Origin of the sequence: Kerstersia gyiorum (assembly GCF_004216755.1) — a bacterium.
In the GTDB taxonomy this organism is placed as follows: Bacteria; Pseudomonadota; Gammaproteobacteria; order Burkholderiales; family Burkholderiaceae_B; genus Kerstersia; species Kerstersia gyiorum.
In genome coordinates this window covers 26756-44039 of the sequence record NZ_SGWZ01000003.1, presented here as the reverse complement: position 1 = coordinate 44039, position 17284 = coordinate 26756, and the positions used below count along the sequence as shown (strand labels likewise).

At 62.3% G+C, this 17284-nt stretch carries 16 protein-coding genes and 1 tRNA gene; 7 read left to right on the top strand and 10 right to left on the bottom strand.

Annotated elements, in window-relative coordinates:
- Positions 1-216: 216 nt before the first annotated feature.
- Positions 217-1572 (top strand): FAD-binding oxidoreductase, encoded by a 1356-nt coding sequence (locus EV679_RS10095; protein ID WP_372726452.1) that lies wholly within the window; start codon positions 217-219, stop codon positions 1570-1572.
- Between the two features lie 74 nt (positions 1573-1646).
- On the top strand, positions 1647-2768 hold the full coding sequence (mnmA, locus tag EV679_RS10090; protein ID WP_068373882.1) for a tRNA 2-thiouridine(34) synthase MnmA: 1122 nt from the start codon (positions 1647-1649) through the stop codon (positions 2766-2768).
- A 158-nt stretch (positions 2769-2926) separates the two neighbouring features.
- Here the strand turns inward: mnmA and EV679_RS10085 are convergent, their stop codons facing one another.
- The gene (locus EV679_RS10085; protein ID WP_068374150.1) at positions 2927-3544 is read right to left on the bottom strand and encodes a glutathione S-transferase family protein; all 618 of its coding nucleotides are present in this window, start codon (positions 3542-3544) and stop codon (positions 2927-2929) included.
- A 321-nt stretch (positions 3545-3865) separates the two neighbouring features.
- On the opposite strand from EV679_RS10085, the gene purB reads away from it, so the two are divergent.
- Positions 3866-5242, top strand: a complete 1377-nt coding sequence (purB, locus tag EV679_RS10080; RefSeq protein WP_130487135.1) for an adenylosuccinate lyase — start codon at positions 3866-3868, stop codon at positions 5240-5242.
- Positions 5243-5320: 78 nt separating this feature from the next.
- A tRNA-Thr gene (locus EV679_RS10075) sits at positions 5321-5396 on the top strand.
- Between the two features lie 759 nt (positions 5397-6155).
- Here the strand turns inward: EV679_RS10075 and alkB are convergent.
- Positions 6156-6803: a DNA oxidative demethylase AlkB gene (gene alkB, locus EV679_RS10070; protein ID WP_130487134.1), complete on the bottom strand. Its 648-nt coding sequence runs from the start codon at positions 6801-6803 to the stop codon at positions 6156-6158.
- Positions 6804-7075: 272 nt separating this feature from the next.
- On the opposite strand from alkB, the gene EV679_RS10065 reads away from it, so the two are divergent.
- Positions 7076-7732, top strand: coding sequence for a TetR/AcrR family transcriptional regulator (locus EV679_RS10065; RefSeq protein WP_165390024.1), 657 nt, complete (start codon positions 7076-7078; stop codon positions 7730-7732).
- 16 nt (positions 7733-7748) lie between these two features.
- On the opposite strand, the gene EV679_RS10060 is transcribed toward EV679_RS10065, so the two are convergent.
- The gene (locus EV679_RS10060; RefSeq protein ID WP_068373869.1) at positions 7749-8039 is read right to left on the bottom strand and encodes a hypothetical protein; all 291 of its coding nucleotides are present in this window, start codon (positions 8037-8039) and stop codon (positions 7749-7751) included.
- Positions 8040-8511: 472 nt separating this feature from the next.
- On the opposite strand from EV679_RS10060, the gene EV679_RS10055 reads away from it, so the two are divergent.
- On the top strand, positions 8512-9372 hold the full coding sequence (locus tag EV679_RS10055; RefSeq protein WP_068373868.1) for an MBL fold metallo-hydrolase: 861 nt from the start codon (positions 8512-8514) through the stop codon (positions 9370-9372).
- Between the two features lie 146 nt (positions 9373-9518).
- On the top strand, positions 9519-10754 hold the full coding sequence (locus tag EV679_RS10050) for an MFS transporter (RefSeq protein ID WP_130487133.1): 1236 nt from the start codon (positions 9519-9521) through the stop codon (positions 10752-10754).
- A 90-nt stretch (positions 10755-10844) separates the two neighbouring features.
- Here the strand turns inward: EV679_RS10050 and EV679_RS10045 are convergent, their stop codons facing one another.
- Genes EV679_RS10045 through EV679_RS10015 form a run of 7 tightly spaced genes read right to left on the bottom strand, consistent with a single transcriptional unit; the run spans position 10845 to position 17014 of the window.
- On the bottom strand, positions 10845-11048 hold the full coding sequence (locus EV679_RS10045; RefSeq protein WP_130487132.1) for a hypothetical protein: 204 nt from the start codon (positions 11046-11048) through the stop codon (positions 10845-10847).
- 57 nt (positions 11049-11105) lie between these two features.
- Positions 11106-12053 (bottom strand): sterol desaturase family protein, encoded by a 948-nt coding sequence (locus tag EV679_RS10040; RefSeq protein ID WP_130487131.1) that lies wholly within the window; start codon positions 12051-12053, stop codon positions 11106-11108.
- Positions 12050-12817, bottom strand: coding sequence for a phosphatase PAP2 family protein (locus EV679_RS10035; protein ID WP_130487130.1), 768 nt, complete (start codon positions 12815-12817; stop codon positions 12050-12052). The genes EV679_RS10040 and EV679_RS10035 overlap by 4 nt, the downstream gene beginning before the upstream one ends.
- Complete coding sequence (locus EV679_RS10030) at positions 12814-14142, bottom strand: F390 synthetase-related protein (RefSeq protein ID WP_130487129.1); 1329 nt, start codon at positions 14140-14142, stop codon at positions 12814-12816. Before EV679_RS10030 ends, EV679_RS10035 begins: the two co-directional genes overlap by 4 nt.
- A gap of 1 nt (position 14143) precedes the next feature.
- A complete protein-coding gene (locus EV679_RS10025) occupies positions 14144-14950 on the bottom strand; it encodes an MBL fold metallo-hydrolase (RefSeq protein ID WP_130487128.1) in 807 nt (268 codons plus the stop codon).
- The gene (locus tag EV679_RS10020; RefSeq protein ID WP_068373846.1) at positions 14943-16010 is read right to left on the bottom strand and encodes an NAD-dependent epimerase/dehydratase family protein; all 1068 of its coding nucleotides are present in this window, start codon (positions 16008-16010) and stop codon (positions 14943-14945) included. Before EV679_RS10020 ends, EV679_RS10025 begins: the two co-directional genes overlap by 8 nt.
- Positions 16007-17014, bottom strand: a complete 1008-nt coding sequence (locus EV679_RS10015) for a 3-oxoacyl-[acyl-carrier-protein] synthase III C-terminal domain-containing protein (RefSeq protein ID WP_068373845.1) — start codon at positions 17012-17014, stop codon at positions 16007-16009. The genes EV679_RS10020 and EV679_RS10015 overlap by 4 nt, the downstream gene beginning before the upstream one ends.
- Positions 17015-17284 lie beyond the last annotated feature (270 nt).

The window sequence follows — 17284 nt, the reverse complement described above, 5'->3', positions numbered from 1 at the left end:
CTTTTCAGGCGTCTGCCGTGCGCAGGCCCGTGGGCGGCCGGAATGCGGGCGCGGCGGGCAGTGCGGCTGCGCGGCCTGGGCCGCGTCTCTATTGATAATAAACGGCGCTGAAATCCGGCCCTGAGGGTGACGGCGATTTACGCGCCAGGAAGACAAACCATCATGAATGCCCATATCGAATCCATCCAGGCGCCTCGTGCCATCCCTGCCGTTTTCATGGAACGCCTGCGTGAACGCTTCGGCAGTCGCTGTTCGGAAGCGGCTGCGGTGCGTGAACACCATGGCCGCGACGAATCTCCTTATCCAGTCATGCCGCCGGATGCCGTCGTGTTTGCGGAATCGACGGAAGAAGTCGTGTTCGTCGCCAGGCTCTGTAATGAATTTGGCGTGCCGTTGATTCCCTATGGCGCAGGCTCGTCGCTGGAAGGACACGTATTGGCGGCGCAAGGTGGCGTGGTGCTGAACCTGCAGGCCATGAACCGCATCCTGTCGGTGGATGCAGGCGACCTGACCGCTACCGTGCAGCCTGGCGTCCTGCGGCGCCAGCTCAACGAGGAGTTGCGCGATACCGGCCTGTTCTTCCCCATCGACCCGGGAGCCGACGCCAGTATTGGTGGCATGACGGCAACCCGTGCCTCGGGCACCAATGCCGTGCGCTATGGCACCATGCGCGAAAACGTGGTGTCGTTGACGGTCGTAACGGCCGATGGCAGGGTGGTGCGTACGGCAGGCCGGGCGCGCAAGTCTTCCGCTGGTTACGACCTGACCCGCGTTTTCGTGGGCAGCGAAGGGACGTTGGGTATCATCGTCGAAGTGACGGTGCGCCTGTACCCGTTGCCGGAAGCGGTGTCGGCGGCAATCTGCAACTTCAGCACACTGGACGACGCCGTACGCTGCGTGATCGACACGGTGCAGATGGGTGTGCCAGTGGCACGCGTGGAATTCCTGGATGCAGCCTCGGTGCGTGCGGTCAACCAGCATAGCAAGCTGACGTTGCGCGAAACGCCGCTGTTGGCTTTCGAATTCCATGGCAGCCCTGAGGGCGTGCGCGAGCAGGCTGAAATCGTGCAGGAACTGGCGCGTGAACATGGCGGCGAGAACTTCGAGTGGGCGGAACGCCCGGAAGACCGTAACCGCCTGTGGTCGGCGCGCCACAATGCGTACTTTGCATCGGTGCAGCTGCGTCCGGGTTGCCTGGCAAGCACGACTGATGTGTGCGTGCCCATTTCCCGCCTGGCGGAGAACGTCACGGCAGCGGCGGAAGATCTGGCCAAGGCTAGCTTTCCGTCCACCATTCTGGGCCACGTCGGTGACGGCAACTTCCACGTGCTGATGATGCTGGACCCGGAAAGCAAGGAAGAATGGGAAGAGTCCGAGGCCATCAACCACCGCATCGTGCGCCGCGCAATCGACGCCGACGGCACTTGCACTGGCGAACATGGCGTGGGCTTGCATAAAATGCAGTTCCTGACCGAAGAGCATGGCGAGGATGCGATTGCACTGATGCGCTCGCTCAAGCATGCCTTCGATCCCAACAATATCCTGAACCCGGGCAAGATCATCGCCTGGTAAGGCCTTGCCTGATCTGGGCATTTCACTGTCATAGACGGCGGCGTGGCCTGTCGCGCCGCCGCATTGCGAATTCCATGACTGCTTCTTCTTCCGCTCCTTCCCGCGGCCGTGTCGTGATCGGCATGTCCGGCGGCGTCGATTCCTCCGTTTCCGCCTGGCTGCTCAAGCAGCAGGGCTATGAGGTCGTCGGCCTGTTCATGAAGAACTGGGAAGATGACGACGATTCCGAGTACTGCTCCAGCCGGCAAGACTGGTTGGATGCCGCCAGCGTTGCCGATCTGGTGGGTGTGGATATCGAAGCGGTGAATTTCGCTGCGGAATACAAGGATCGGGTGTTTGCGGAATTCCTGAGGGAGTATTCCGCCGGCCGCACGCCCAATCCTGACGTGCTTTGCAACGCGGAAATCAAGTTCCGCGCTTTCCTGGATCATGCCATGAGCCTGGGCGCGGACTGGATTGCCACCGGTCACTATGCCCGGGTGCGTCGCGTGCCCTCAGGCCATGGCGTGCGCAGCGAATTGCTCAAGGCGCTCGACGGCAGCAAGGACCAGAGCTATTTCCTGCACCGGCTGAGCCAGGAGCAGTTGTCACGCGTGTTGTTTCCGCTGGGCGAAATTCCCAAGACTGAAGTGCGCCGTATCGCGGCGGAACTGCAGTTGCCCAATGCCACGAAGAAAGATTCCACCGGCATCTGTTTCATCGGGGAGCGGCCTTTCCGTGAGTTCCTCAACCGTTATCTGCCGACCCAGCCCGGCCCCATCCTGACGCCGGAAGGTGAACGGCTGGGCACCCACCAGGGCCTGGCCTTCCATACGCTGGGCCAGCGCAAGGGCCTGGGCATAGGCGGGGTCAAGGGACATCAGAACGAGGATGGCACCGCTCAGGCCTGGTATGCGGCGCGCAAGGATCTGAAGAAAAATGTTCTCTACGCCGTGCAGGGGCACGACCATCCGTGGCTGCTCAGCCACACGCTGACGGCGCAGGATGCCAGTTGGGTGGCTGGCGAACCGCCGGCGCCAGGGCGCTATGCCGCCAAGACCCGCTATCGTCAACAGGATGCGGCCTGCACCTTGACGGCGGACGGGCAGGGTGGTTTCACACTGACCTTCGATGAACCGCAATGGGCAGTGACGCCCGGACAATCGGCGGTGCTGTACCAGGGCGAAGTATGCCTGGGCGGCGGGATCATTCTCTGACGCAGAGCCGCGCCTGATAGGTGGGCAAGTAAAACAGCGTCCTGGCCGGAGAGCCAGGACGCTGTTTTTTCATGGAGGCTCTGCAGGCCAAATGCAACGGTGCGAAGGCTGGCACTGCCGGCAGCCTGTGGTCGGCTGGAGGCGCCGACCGGGTCGCTTTACTGCTGGGCGCTTTGCTGCAGGTTCTCGGCAAACGAAGGGCGGGCCAGCAGCTTTTCGTGCAGGCGCAACAGGTTGGCGTGGCTCGCACGCCAGTCCAGCTCGGGGAATTCCTGGTCCAGATGGCACAGCGCGCAGCCCACGGCGATATCGGCCAGGCTGAAATTCACGCCCATGCAGAAGGTCTGCTCGCCCAGTTGCTGGTTCATGACTTCGAGGGCCGCGTGCACGGTTTCGATTTGCCTGGCGACGATGTCCTCGCTGCGCAGGGCTTCGGGGCGGGCGCGTTCTTCCTGGATGGTACGGCAGGCATCGAGCAGGCCGTCCGCCAGTGCTTCCCAGCCCTTGGCGGCGGCGCGTTCGCGCCCCGAAGGCGGAATCAGGCGGCCGACAGGCGAGAGGGTATCGAGGTATTCGACAATGACGCGCGAATCGAAGAGGGCGGCGTCATCCTCCATGACCAGGCAGGGCGTCTTGCCCAGCGGGTTGTAGGTTCGTACCGATATTGAGCCGGTCGGGGCATCCTCGACGTCCAGCTGGACGTTGAGTTTCTTCTCGGCGAGGACGATCCGTACTTTACGTACGAAGGGATTGTTCAGCGAACCTAACAGTTTCATGAAAGCGACGTGATCAGGCAAATGCGGTGGCAGTATATCCCAGTGCGGTAAATCACCAGACGTACCCTGCCAAGACATCATGTGTCCGGAGCGGGGGGCCATGTTTCCATGGCGGCGGGCAGCATGCCGGCTTGAGCGGCAGTTAACTGCGTGCTATCCGGAACAAAGCGTGATGTTCCCGGAGCTGGCCGGATGCGGCAAGCAGCCGATGCGGCGAAATCATGCCATAGAGCGGCTCCACGGGAGTGTAGCCCGGCCGTGCACGGTTTCCGGATGCTAGAATCCAAGACTTCGCAAATTGTTGTTTTTTTGTCAGAAATCATGCAAATCGCCGATCAGATCAGTTCCCTCAATGCCCTGTCGCCGCTTGACGGGCGCTACGCCGGCCGGGGCGATGCCCTGCGTGGCCTGTTGTCCGAAGCTGGCTTCATGGCCCATCGGGTGGAAGTTGAGATCGCCTGGCTGATCGGTCTGTCCGAAGCCGGCCTGCCCGAGCTGCCACGCTTTTCCGATCGTGCCCGCCAGCGCCTGCTGGCCTTGGTGGAAAACTTCAGCGAAGCCGATGCCGCGCGCATCAAGGCTATCGAACGCACCACGAATCACGACGTGAAGGCGGTGGAATACTGGCTGAAGGAACAAGTGGCCGGGGATGAGGAACTGGACCGTGCCGCAGAGTTCATTCACTTCGCTTGTACGTCCGAAGACATCAACAACACCTCGCACGCGCTGATGCTGACCCGCGCCCGCGAGCAGGTGTTGCTGCCTGCCCTGGAAAAGGTCTACGCCAAGCTGGCGGCCCTGGCTGCCACGCACGCGGAACAACCGCTGCTGGCCCGTACCCACGGCCAGCCTGCCAGCCCTACGACACTGGGCAAGGAGTTTGCCAACGTCGCGGCCCGTCTGCGTCGTGCCATCGACAATGTCGCCAAGGTGCAGCCCCTGGCCAAGCTCAATGGCGCTACCGGCAATTACAACGCCCACTACTCGGCCTATCCCGAAATCGAATGGCCTGCCTTCAGCGCACGCGTGCTGGGCGACCTGGGCCTGACGCAGAACCGCCACACGATCCAGATCGAGCCGCATGACTGGATGGCCGAACTGTTCGACGCCGTGGCCCGTGCCAACACCATCATCCTCGACCTGGACCGCGACATCTGGGGCTATGTTTCGCTGGGTTATTTCAAGCAGCGCCTGAAGGAAGGCGAAGTTGGTTCCTCGACGATGCCGCACAAGGTCAATCCCATCGACTTCGAGAATTCCGAAGGCAACATCGGCCTGGCCAATGCCATGCTGCGCCACCTGTCGGAAAAGCTGCCGGTGTCGCGCTGGCAGCGTGACCTGACGGACTCTACCGTGCTGCGCAACCTGGGCGTGGCCTTCGGTTATGCATTGGTGGCCTATGACGCCTGCCTGCGCGGCCTGAACAAGCTGGAAGTCAATTCTGCCGCCATCGACGCCGATATCGACGCCTGCTGGGAAGTGCTGGCCGAGCCGGTGCAGACCGTGATGCGCCGCTATGGCCTGCCGCAGCCCTATGAGCAGCTCAAGGCGCTGACGCGTGGCAAGGGCATTACCCAGGAAGCGTTGCGTGAATTCATCTCCGGCCTGGCCCTGCCTGACGAACCCAAGGCCCGCTTGCTCGACATGACGCCCCGCAGCTACCTGGGTATGGCCGTCAGCTTGGCACGCGACCTGTGATAATTTTTTCTCGCAGGCCACTTGTGCTGTGTTTGAATTTACGTGCTATAATTTAATTCTTATCGCAGTACAGGTTTCGCCGGTGTAGCTCAGTTGGTAGAGCAGCGCATTCGTAATGCGAAGGTCGGGAGTTCGACTCTTCTCACCGGCACCAAAATGAAAAGGCCCAGTTCAATGAACTGGGCCTTTTTTCGTTCGCTGCTGTTGGAGCGGAGCCGCGCAGACTGTTCAGTGTTGATGTCCTGGTGCTGCAAGGCTTGATTGCGTCCTGCGCGTTTTTCTCCTTCCAGTATTCCCCTTGTGCGCTTGCGTGTTCAGCGCTGGCCGTAGCTGGTTTGTAGCGCGGGGATGCCAGCATGCCTTTCCCAGGTATGGCTCGGACGTTTTGAAGCCAAGGCTACGGCAGCCATCTGTTTGTGAGGACGGGCTGTGCCTGGCCGCTAGTTACCGGATAATGCCTGACGGTTTCTTCATTTTGATCAATAAGTGATCATTTTCTTCTATCTATTTGATTTTTATGGCACTTATTGATGTGTTCAAAGAGTGCCAACAGGCTTATTCACAGTTGCTGTGGGTAAATGGAAAAAAAGGACTAGGCGGCCGGTGTGGCAGGCCTTTGTGGCGGCGATAGTCTGTTGCAGGGGGAGATTGCCTGTGGAAAGCCTGGCTTTGCTGGTCCGGGAAGCGGAAAACAGGCCGGAAAACACTATCTGGTCAATGATTGATCAATGTGTTTCATCTCATTGTAATCATTGGGAGTTTTTTCCCTGTCCCACAAGTGCCAACATGCTTATTCACATTTGTTGTGGGTAACTGTCCCCAAGCTGGCGCTTCGGATGGATGGGCGAGGCGGCACACAGCTGGCTTGGGCAGGAACATTGCCCATCGGGGTTTGCGCCGGTCCGGTCTTGTCTCAGGCAGCTTTGCGCAAGGTGAAGTTCAGGCGCTGGGCGCCTAGCAGCGGGTGTGGGTCGCCCTTGAGCGGCAAAATGCCGTGATAGCGCATCCGGTCGGGGCCGCCCCAGACTACCACATCGCCGTGCAGCAGGGTGATACGAGCGGTGGGATCGGAGCGGAGCAGGCCGCCGAACAGAAAGGTAGCGCTCATGCCCAGAGATACCGAAACGATGGGGGCGCTGGCGTCGCGTTCGTTCTTGTCCTGGTGCAAGGCCAGGCGCGCGCCGGGAACATAACGGTTGACCAGGCAGGCATCCGGCTGGAAACCAGGGAAGCCGGCTTCGGTGGCTGCTTCGTGCGCCAGCTTGGAGAAACTGGCAGGCATGGAAGGCCACTCACGGCCATTGGCCGGGTCGGTGCGTGTGTAACGGTATCCCTGGCGATCGCTGGTCCAGCCGTAGCGGCCGCAGTTGGTGAGCGCCACCGACATGGTAAATCCGCCAGGCGTTTCCATATGGCGGAAGGCGGCTTGTTGCTCGATGGCGGCCAGGTCGGCGAGCAGGGTTTCAGCCCGTGCCAGCGCATAGCCGCGCAACACGATGGCACCCGGCTCCAGGCGGTCGCGCTGGCCGACGTGCAGGTCGGGAAAAAGGTCTGCGGTCATGGCGTTATGCTAGCGTGGATGGATTGTCCAAGGGGTTGCAGCAGGCTGGCAGGGCTGCAAAATTGCACTGTTTCTGACCAAAGAATGACAAGGCTTTGTAAGAATTAGTGTTTTCCCGTATATCCCCCATCTGCCAACAGGTTTATTCACAGTGATTGTGGGTAACTTGCAAACTGTGCATAACTTTGAAGGTGTTTGTAACTGGGTGGAACAGGGCGGGCCGTATAATCGAAGCCTTATGATGTCTTGCTGTTCAGGGAATGCCGTTCGCCATGCCAAAAACTACCGATGACCGCCCCCGCAAGCGCGTCAGGTTGTCGCCTGCCGTGCGGATCGAGCAAATTCTCGACGCCGCGCTGGTGGAGTTTTCCGACCACGGCTTTGGGGCGGCGCGCATGGAAAACATTGCCAAGCGCGTAGGCATGTCCAAGGCGGGGCTATATGCCCACTTCTCGGGCAAGGAAGCCATCTTCGAAGCGCTGCTGGAAAAAATCCTGGCTCCTGACTTTCCCAATGAGGTCTGGCTGCGTCAAGATGGCCGCACGCTGGAACAGGTGGTCGACGAGTACATGGATGAAATCTACTGCACGATTGGCGACCCCAAGGCCCTGGCGGTGTTGCGTCTGGTGGTATCCGAAAGCGGGCGGGTGCCGCAGCTGATGCAGAAATGGCGGACGGACCTGCTGCGCCATATTGAAGAGCAGCAGTGCATCATCAACCAGTGCACGTCCGATGGCAGTCTGCGCACCAGCGCACTGACCGATTGTTTTGCCATTGCCTTCTCGCCGGCGATCTATTGCGCCATATGGCAATTGATCCATGCGGATACCGATTGCACGGAATCGCTGGATGCAGTTCGCAAGGCCCACAAACAATTGATGCTGGACAGCCTGCGTCCCAAACAGGCGCCCGGAGCGGAAAAAGCCTAGGTGGCTTTGCCTGTGTTCAGACGACGGGCGTCTGCAGGACGGTTTCCTCCGCCCAGGGCTGGATCAGCACTGTCTGCGGAACGAATTGATACCAGGCCAGAAATGCCGTGGCACATACCATCCACAGCAACAGGGCGCGTCGGATTTTGCCGGCAAACAGCCAGACCACACACAAGGTTGCGCAGATAGCGATCACCATCGCCGCCAGTTCGCTCCAGCCTGCCGTTTGGTAGAGCAGCGTGCGGATACTCCAGGCGCTGGAGGCAGTCAGCAGCATGACAAACACCGCCGCCTGCATGAGATGCATGAGGCAGATCCTGGCGGTGCACTGACGGTCTGTAGCGGGAGTCGTCGTCGTAGACATGGCGGAATGGCACGAAAAGAAAACGGAAAGCCTGCGTAGCTTCAGTATTCAGGGCTCATGGAAGAGGCGGCTGCCATGGGAGTCATATGGCCGGACGATGGATATCGCACTGGCTACAGCAACCGTCAGCATGCGGTGATTTTATACCGACTTTTCAGTCGGTAAGGGTTTTTGTGCAGAGAAATTTTTTGTCGCCGGGCCGTTCAAGACAAAAACACTCCTTGGGGGCAGTTCAGCCGAAGGTGCAGCGTGGGGACTCATTTTTATCTGTCGCAAAATGTCATCCTCGCGCGCGGGGCAGGGAGGATGAGCAAGGGCGCGGGGAGCGTGGCGGGTGTTCCTGGCAGCGGCAAAACGGTTTACCATATAGTATAAGTTTTTTCTGTTATTACCATAGGTAATTAAGAGGTCGTTCATGAAAGACGCGCTCATCGAATCCTTCTATGACGCAGACACCGCGACGGTGACGCATATCGTCGCGGATCCGGATACCGGTCAGGCGGCGGTCATCGACAGCGTGCTGAATTTCGATGCCGCAGCTGGAAGGATTTCACACCAGAGCGCCGACCGCATACTGGCGCTACTGCGGTCTCGCGGCTGGCGCTTGCAGTGGCTGCTTGAGACCCACGCGCATGCGGATCATCTGTCGGCTGCCCCCTACCTGAAGGCCCATGCTGGCGGCGAGATCGGTATAGGCAGCCATATCCAGGACGTGCAGCGCGTTTTCAAGGGGATTTATCACCTGAGCGATCTTTCGACGGACGGCAGGGAGTTCGATCGTCTCTTTGACGATGACGAAGCTTTTTCACTGGGCCGGCTGACGGTGCGCGTCATGCATACGCCCGGCCATACGCCAGCATGCCTGACCTATATCATCGGCCGTGATGCCTTTGTGGGCGATACGCTGTTCATGCCGGACTACGGCACTGCGCGTTGCGATTTTCCCGGCGGCGATGCCGCCACGCTGTACCGATCCATCCGCCGGGTGCTTTCCTTGCCGCCCGAAACACGCCTGCACCTGTGCCACGATTACCCGGCAGAGGGCGTCGAGCCGCGCTGGGTGACGACGGTGGCAGAACAGCGGACAGGCAATATTCACGTGCACGATGGCATCAGTGAAGCAGATTTTGTGCGCATGCGTACCGACCGCGACCGCACCCTGCCCATGCCCAGGCTGATACTGCCCTCCGTTCAGGTCAATGTCCGTGCCGGCCGCTTGCCGGAACCTGAGGAAAATGGCGTGCGCTACCTGAAGTTGCCGCTGGACCAGTTCTGAGCCAGGTGGCCAGGCGGGGAGAGCGGCCGGTGTTGCACCGTCTGGGCAAGGCTGGAAACATCTGGCATTGCGCCATAGGTCAGTTTGCAGATACGGTCTAGAATCCCGGTTGGAATAAGTTCCATTTTCATCAACCAGGATGCACCATGAACCAACCGGACGCGGCACAGGCCGGCGCCATCGCTATTCCAGACAAGCGCCTGGTGCGCTTGACCATTTTCCTGAGCGTCAGCCTGTCGACGCTGGGCGTGACGATCATCCTGCCCATCCTGGCGCCCTTGATCCGCGAGTTGGGACTGAGTGAAAGCCAGGGGGGCTGGATGGTGTCGGTTGGGTCAGTCGTCATGGCGCTGTGTGGTGCATGGTGGGGGCGGCGCAGTGATGCGCTGGGCCGCAAGGCCGTGATTCTGGCTGGGTTTGCGGGCCTGTGCGGCAGCTACCTCGTCTATACCGTCATCATCGGTCTGGGGCTATATGGCGTCGTCGGTGGCATGGCGCTGTTTATCCTGTTGCTGGCAGGGCGGGCCTTCGTAGGCGCTTTCCTGCCTGCTGTGCCGACCGGCGCGCAGGCGTATATGGCTGACATCACCACGCCCGAGGAGCGCAGCAGCGGTATGGCCGTGATCGGGGCCGCCAATGGCGTGGGCATGGTTCTCGGACCGGCATTGGCGGGTACGCTGGCAATTTTTGGCCTGATCTGGCCCATGGTGCTGGCAACCGTGCTGCCGCTGTTTGCCTGGTTCGTCGTGCGCCGGGTGTTGCCTGCTGCACCGCCGCGCAGCCATGTGGACGGCCCTCGTCTGAGCCCGCTGGACGCCCGCATCCTGCCCTGGCTGCTGGTTGGCCTGATCAACATGCTCTGCATCGTGACCTTGCAGATCACTGCCGGTTTCTATTTCCAGGACCATCTCGGGCTGAGCGCGGGCAGTACTGCGCGTGTTCTGGCCGGGGCGCTGACGCTGGTGGGTGTGGTATTGATGCTTACCCAGTTTGTTCAGATACGTTTTCTGCAGTGGCAGCCGCGCCGGCTGGTCGCTGTGGGGGCGCCGCTGGTGGCGGTGGGCCTGCTGGTGCTGCTGCTGACCCGCAGCATGCAGGCCTATTACCTGGCCTATGCCTTCATTGGCTGCGGTGCTGGCATGATTTTTCCGGGTTTCATGTCTGGTGCGTCTGTCAGTGTCGACCGGCAGCACCAAGGGGCAGTCGCTGGTCTGGTGGCCGCCACGCAAGGGACGGCGGCCATCATCGCCCCGATCGCCAGCACGACGCTGTATGAAATGTCCTCGACCTGGCCATTTTCCGTCTTGGTCGGCCTGATGGCGGGAGCATGGCTGATCGCATTGTTCTGGTTGCGCCGGACGGGCGCGGGCGCAGCGGCCTGAGACGGCATGGGTGGTTCCCGGCAGTCCTCGCGCCTTTTGTGCCTTTTATGCCTCCGGTGCTTCTTGCACCCTGCATACCGGCCCGCCGGGCTAGGGCCGCTGAGCCGCGTCGGCGGGGCCGCGCATAGTTCCGGTATTCACAGGCAAATCCGGCTGCACGGTAAGCTGCCCGGAAGCCGGCAGGCTGGTGCGGCCCGAGCGCAGCGCACGATAGCGGTACGCGCAGGCCAGCAGGCCATGCGCGGCCAGCGGCACGGATAGCGCCAGCCATGTCAGTGTCTTGCCTGGCAGCACGGCACCTGCCAGCGCTGCCGGAACCAGCAGGCAGATGAGGGGCCAGCAACGCCAGCCTCAGCGGCGTCCCTCGGACATTCCACCCAGGGCGATCGTGCCGCAGGCCAGCAGCAGGAACAGCGCGGCCTGGCTCCACCACGAGGGCCACTGCCCCTCGGACCAGACATAGGCCACCACCACGCAGAACAGGATGATGCCGCCGCTGGCGACCAGCCACGCCGGGGCGGTGCTGCGCGGGGCTGGCGCAGCATTGGCGGGTTTCAGGCCCAGGTAGCGCAGCACGGGGTCATTGCTGGCGCGAAAGGGGTTTTCTGAAGGCGCCATGCCAATGACGCCATAGCTCAGCGGGGCATCTGCATGAACGCGTTCGAACGTGCCAAACAGTTTGTCCCAGAAAATGAAGCTGCCGCCGAAGTTTTTGTCGATGTAGCGCTCGTGGGTGCCATGGTGCACGCGATGGTGATTGGGCGTTACCAGCAGATATTCCAGCCAGCCCAGCCGTGGCGTGACGGCATTGTGGTTAAAGAGCTGGATGGAGTAGTGCAGCGTTGAAACAGCCACGAACATTTCTACCGGCATGCCCAGCAATGCCAGGATCAGGAAGAACGGGATGGAGGTCAGCGAGGAATACCAGGAGTTGCGCACGCCCAGGGACAGGTTGAATTTTTCACCCTGATGATGCACGACATGGACAGCCCAGAGCAGGCGGTAGCGGTGGTGCAGCCGGTGCAGCCAGTAGAAGCAGAAATCCCAGGCCAGGATGCCTGCCGTCCATTGCAGTGCCACGGGCATGCGGGTGAACCAGTCCAGGCTGGCATGGCTGGCAATCCAGCCGAACAGTGCGACTTCCATGCCGCGGAACAGCCAGAGCACGATGTGCCCGGAATTGAGGTTGAAGATCGTATCGCGCCAGTCATGGTCGGCGCTGCGGCGCCAATGCAGCCAGCAGGCTTCCGCCAGCACAATAAAGAGCATGAAGGCGATGGGCAGGGCCAATGCGTTCATTGCAGTGTCTCCCGTTGGGCAGGATGATTGGCGGAGCGGCAGGGGGCAGTCCGGCGCGCTGCTGCAGCCGGCAGCGCGCGCTTGCCAGCCAGGCCGCAATACATTGCTGCGGCCTGGCCCAGCAACAGCCCGGCGATCAGGTCAATGAAAAGATGGCGGCGCAGGACGATGATGGATAGGGCAATCAGCCCGCCCCATAGCCAGAGCGCGAGATTGTAGGTGCGTGTACGAGTCTGCGAGCCATCCCGGTACAGCGCGTGCACGCACAGCAGCGTCAGTGCGGCATGTAGCGAAGGCAGGCAATTCTGGGGGGAGTCCACTTGCATCAGGCCGTGCAGCAGCCAGCCTGATATCGTGCCCGGGTCTGGCGCAGGGTAGGCGGCCAGCGTGGTGGGGAACAACATAAAGCACAGCCAGGCGGCAGCGGCGCAGCATTGCATGGCCGCCGCCAGCGCATATTGCCGTTGCGGCGGGCAGCGCAGGTAGGCCAGCGGCACCAGGATGAACATTGAAAGGTAAGGCCAGACTGCCAACGGATGGAAGGGCAGCAGACGATCCGGCAGCAGCTCCGGCAGCGAGCGCCCGGCACCTTGCAGCCAGTGGGCACTGCCGTAGGCCAGGCCGATGGCCCCCCAGCCGATCAGCATCAGCCACAGGCGCTGCGGCAGCCAGCCGGGGCCGCAGCCACGCAGCAGGGGCAGGAACCGGAAAGTGCGGGCGCCCGGGCGGGTTTCATGGCCAACGTCTTGAACCGGTTCTGTCATGGCGACTCCCGTTGCGCCGCAGGCGTGTCCTCATGCCGTAAGCGGCGGATGCGGCGGCGTTTCTCGTGTGCGGCCTGTGCTGGTACTGCATCGGCCAGCGTCCATTGCAGGCTGGCCGTGTCTACGCCATGGCGTTCAAACAAACCGGTCAGCGCGGCCTGGCAGCGTTGCAACTCGGCGGGCGAGCAACCGGCCGCATGCAGGGCCAGGGCGGTGTCCCCGTGCTGCCACAGGCGATAGTCTGCCTCCAACGGCAGGGACAGGGCCAGTACGCGGCTGCAGACATCGGCAAACAGCGTGACATGTCCGCCCTTCAGGGCTGGCAAGCGCAATTGGTCGTCGCGTCGGCCTTCGATGGCTTCCAGCGCCAGGGTCGGGCGGCCGCATGGGCAGGGCGTGGCGCGCAGCGTCAGGATGTCATCCAGGCGGTAGCGCACGATAGGCTGTGTCCGCCGGGTGAAATCGGTAATGATGGGCTGGAATCTCCGTTCATCCAGCCATTCCGGTTCGATATGGATGAACTCTTCGTTCAGGTGCAGGCTGCCATGTTCGCAGGTCGCGCCCAGGAAACCTTCGGTTGCCTGGTAGACCTCGGCCACTCGGGGAAACCGTTGCTGCAGGGTTTCCCGTTCCTGGTGTTCCAGCACTTCGGCGACGGAAATTACCATGGGCGGCGGAATGTCGATCCGGCCTTGCTCCAGCGCCTGGGCGAGCGCGCCCAGTACTTGCGCCGGCGCGACGATGATGCTCGGGCGATAGGTTTCCAGGCGGGCATATTGCCCGTCCAGCGGCTGGAACAGGTCGAAGAACTCCAGCGTCAGCCAGCGGCTGTTCACGCCTTGGTACAGCGAATTGTCGGCGCGCAGGAACAGCGCGACGCGTTCACCGGCGAACAGGCCGCGCGGCAGCAGGCGGGCAAGGATGGTGCCTGCCCATTGGTTGCGCTCTGACGGGCTGGTCACAAACAGGCCGCGGCGTCCGGAGGTGCCGGAAGACAGGCCGGGGCTGTAGGCGCCAGCCATTTGGGAGAAATCTCGGCTGCGTTCGGCATTCAGCGCGCATGCCAGCAGTTCGTCACGCCGCAGGCCTGCGGTATTCATGCGATCGAACTCGGCCATCATCAGCGCCTTGTCCATGAGTGGCCATTGCGCCAATGGCAGGCCGATGAAGGGCTTGAAGTAAGGACTATGGCGCAGCACTTCATGCTGGAAGCGCTGCAACTGGCGTTCCTGGTGCGCCAGCAAGGCGGTGCGACTGGAAAACCGCAGGCGCCGCGCGCGCTGGTAGTGCCACAGTGTTGCCAGGGTATCCCGCAAGCGGCCCATGTCAGATATCCCCCTCGTGGCTGAGCAGGATGCGTACCTGGCCACCATGATGCAGTTCGCCCAGGCGTCTCAAGGTATCGTAGTAGGCGGGCACGTCATGCAGGACGAGATGGGCCAGTCGCGAGGGAGGCGTGCCGTCGCGGTAGCTGGCCGGTGCCCAGGCAGCGTCGCTGGCCAGCAGGGTCCAGCCGCCCGAAGTCTGCACGAATGCGCCCAGGTGCCCGGCGGCGTGGCCGGGCAGCGCGACGATGAAGACTTCATCCTCCGCGCCGGGCAGCGTCCACCCCTGTTCGAACGGTTGCAGGGCGGCCGGCAGGCGCACGGCGGGCAGTTGTTCCACTGCACGCATGCGCGTTTCGAAATCCTCGGGAATCAGGCCTGGAACGTAGGCCTGGCGCAATGCAGCCCAGCCGCGCAAAGGGCGGGTGGCAGTCCAGCCGGTGCCGGAGCAGTAAATCGGAACGCCGGGGAAATCGCGTAGCCCGGCAATATGGTCGCCATGAAAATGCGACAGCAGAATGCCATCCAGCTCGCCAGGAGTGACGCCGTCGGCCCGAAGCTGGCGCACCAGCGCTTCTTCCTCATCAAAATGAACGGGCGTGACACGCCGGTACAAGCTGATCAGCCCACGCCGCGTCTGGGTATGGAAATGGCTGGCATAGCCGGTATCCCAGATCCATTGGCGCTGGCGTGTGCGTATCAGCCACGCGCGTGCAGGAAAACGGCAGATGCGCAATCCGGCACCGCGCAGGGCCATGCAGGCCGGATGTGTGCAGTAGCCGGCGATGTAGGTTTGCAGCTCAGCCACCGATGCCTCCGTCGGCATCAGCGCCGCGCAGCCAGGCGGCTGTCAATGCGACAGCCGCCTGCAGACCGACGGGGGGCTGATAGCCCAGTTCGTTGCGGGCGCGCGCCTGGCTCAGCGTCATATCGAAATTCACGGCGCCAACGCTGTAGCGCGTCAGCATGGGTTCGCGTCCGCTGATCCTGGCGGCGGCTTCCATTGCCGCCGCAGCGGCATGGAGCAGTCCATAGGGAACGGATTGAATGGAGATGGGGAGCTTCAGTTCGACTGCCAGCAACTGGTGCAGAATGTCGGCAAGCCGCACGGGCTCGTGGTTGCTGATGTTGTAGGCGCGCCCATTGGGCAGCGAGGCTTGTGCAGTCGCCAGCGCCATGGCGTGCACCACGTTGCCGGCATAGGTCATGTCCAGCAAAGCGGTGCCGCCCCTGGGCAGCTTGAGCGTGCCGCCGGCTGCCCCTTTCAGTTGCGCGAGCAGGCGCGGCAACAGGACGCGGTCGTGCGGCCCGAAAATCGCGCGCGGACGCAGCAGGGTAAAGCGGGTAGGGCTGTCCGCTGTTGCCAACGCGGCGAGCGCCACTTCGGCCTCATGCTTGCTGCGGGCGTATTCGTTGGCGAAACGGGCAGCGCGGAAATCTTCGTCGACATCGTAGCGGTGCTGGAAATCGAAGTAGAGCGACGGTGTGGATATATGGATGAAGCGCGGTACGCCGGCGCGCATGGCGGCGCGGGCCAGCGCCATGGTGGCGTCGACATTGATGCGCCGGAAGTCGCGAGCAGGGCCCCAGGGCGAGGAGAGCGCGGCGCAGTGCCAGATGGCCTCGACGCCAGCGACCAGCGTATCCAGTTCCGCGGCGCCCGCGTCAGCCAGGTCGCAGCGCTGGAACGGGATACCCTGTGCCGCCAGGGTGGCGCCCGCAACGGGGTCGCGGCCAGTGCCCCGGACGGCATGTCCGTGCTGGCACAGCCACTGGACGGCATTGCGCCCCAGGCCGCTGGTTGCGCCTGTCACGAGAATGCGCGCGCCGGGACGTAGCGCGGGCGACGCAGGGGAGGCCGTATTCATAGTTGCCAGACCAGGCCGGCCAGCGTTAACCCGGCGCCGGTGCCGATCAGCGCAGCTGGTGCGCCCCGAGGCAACCGACCGCTGCCATGGGCCTCGTGCAGTGCCGTGGGCAGGGACGCAGCAACCTGGTTGCCGTGCGTGGCATAGATATCGACCAGCTTGTCGTTGTCGATGCCCAGGCGCTCGCGCATGTGCGACATGCCCAGGTGGCTGGCCTGGTGGGGAATCACCCGCTCAATATCTGCCAGTGTCAGGTGCGCGGCGGACAGCAGGCCATCCAGCATGGCCTGCATCAATGGCGCAGTCTGCCGGAACAACCGAGTTCCCTGCATCTGGAACAGGAAATCGGAGTCTTCCATGCCGCTGCGCGGATTGCGGCGCGTGCCGCCTGCTCGGATTTCGCAAAGCGCGGCATGGCTGGGATGGGTGTGCTGGCGGAAGCCCAGCAGGCGTTGCATCCCGTTACCTTTTTCGACAATGGCGCACGCGGCACCGTCACCAAAGATCAGGGATGACTTCGGATTCTGCCAGTCGACGCCACGCGATGCCAGGTCGGCGCAGACAATGGCAATCCGCCGGTAGGCGCCGCTGTTGAGCAAGGCTGCCGCCGTGTGCAGGGCAGTGATGAAGCTGACACAACTGGCGTTGATGTCGAAACCCGGCGTGCCGTCAGGCAAGCCCGCCTGTGCCAGCACATGGGCGGCCGAACATGGCAGCGCCTGCACCGGAATGGCGCTGGCGCTGATCAGCAGGTCTATGGAGGCCGGGGCGATATCGCCCTGGCGCAGGGCGTCGTGCAAGGCCTGTGCCGCCAGCACGGCCTGGTCGTCCCCGGGATCGGCCAGGTGGCGCGACTGGATGCCGGATTGGGCCAGGCTGTAGCCCTGCGGGCGTCCCAGCCTGAGATCGAGCTCCGCGGCAGTGATGCGCTGGCCGGGGAGGGCCTTGCCGGTGGCGATCAACGTCATTGGCAAGGGGGTAATGAATGAAGATTGGTCTGGCATGCCTGCTTTCTAATCCTGCTGTCGCCGCAAGGCAAGAAAAGCGGGCAGCGGGACCGATCTCAATTATCTCAAATTGTATGTCCGGCGCCCAAGATTCCGTGCATGCAGCTGCCTGTGGATTGCGCAATGTTTGCTCACGGCCTGGAAAGCCGCATGTTTGCTCATTGTTCACGGAATGCCCAAAGGATGTTCCCAGGGTTGTTCACAATGTGTGTGTGTAAACTGGATTTGGCTGCGCACAGGCCTGACGGCATCCATGCAGGCACTGCA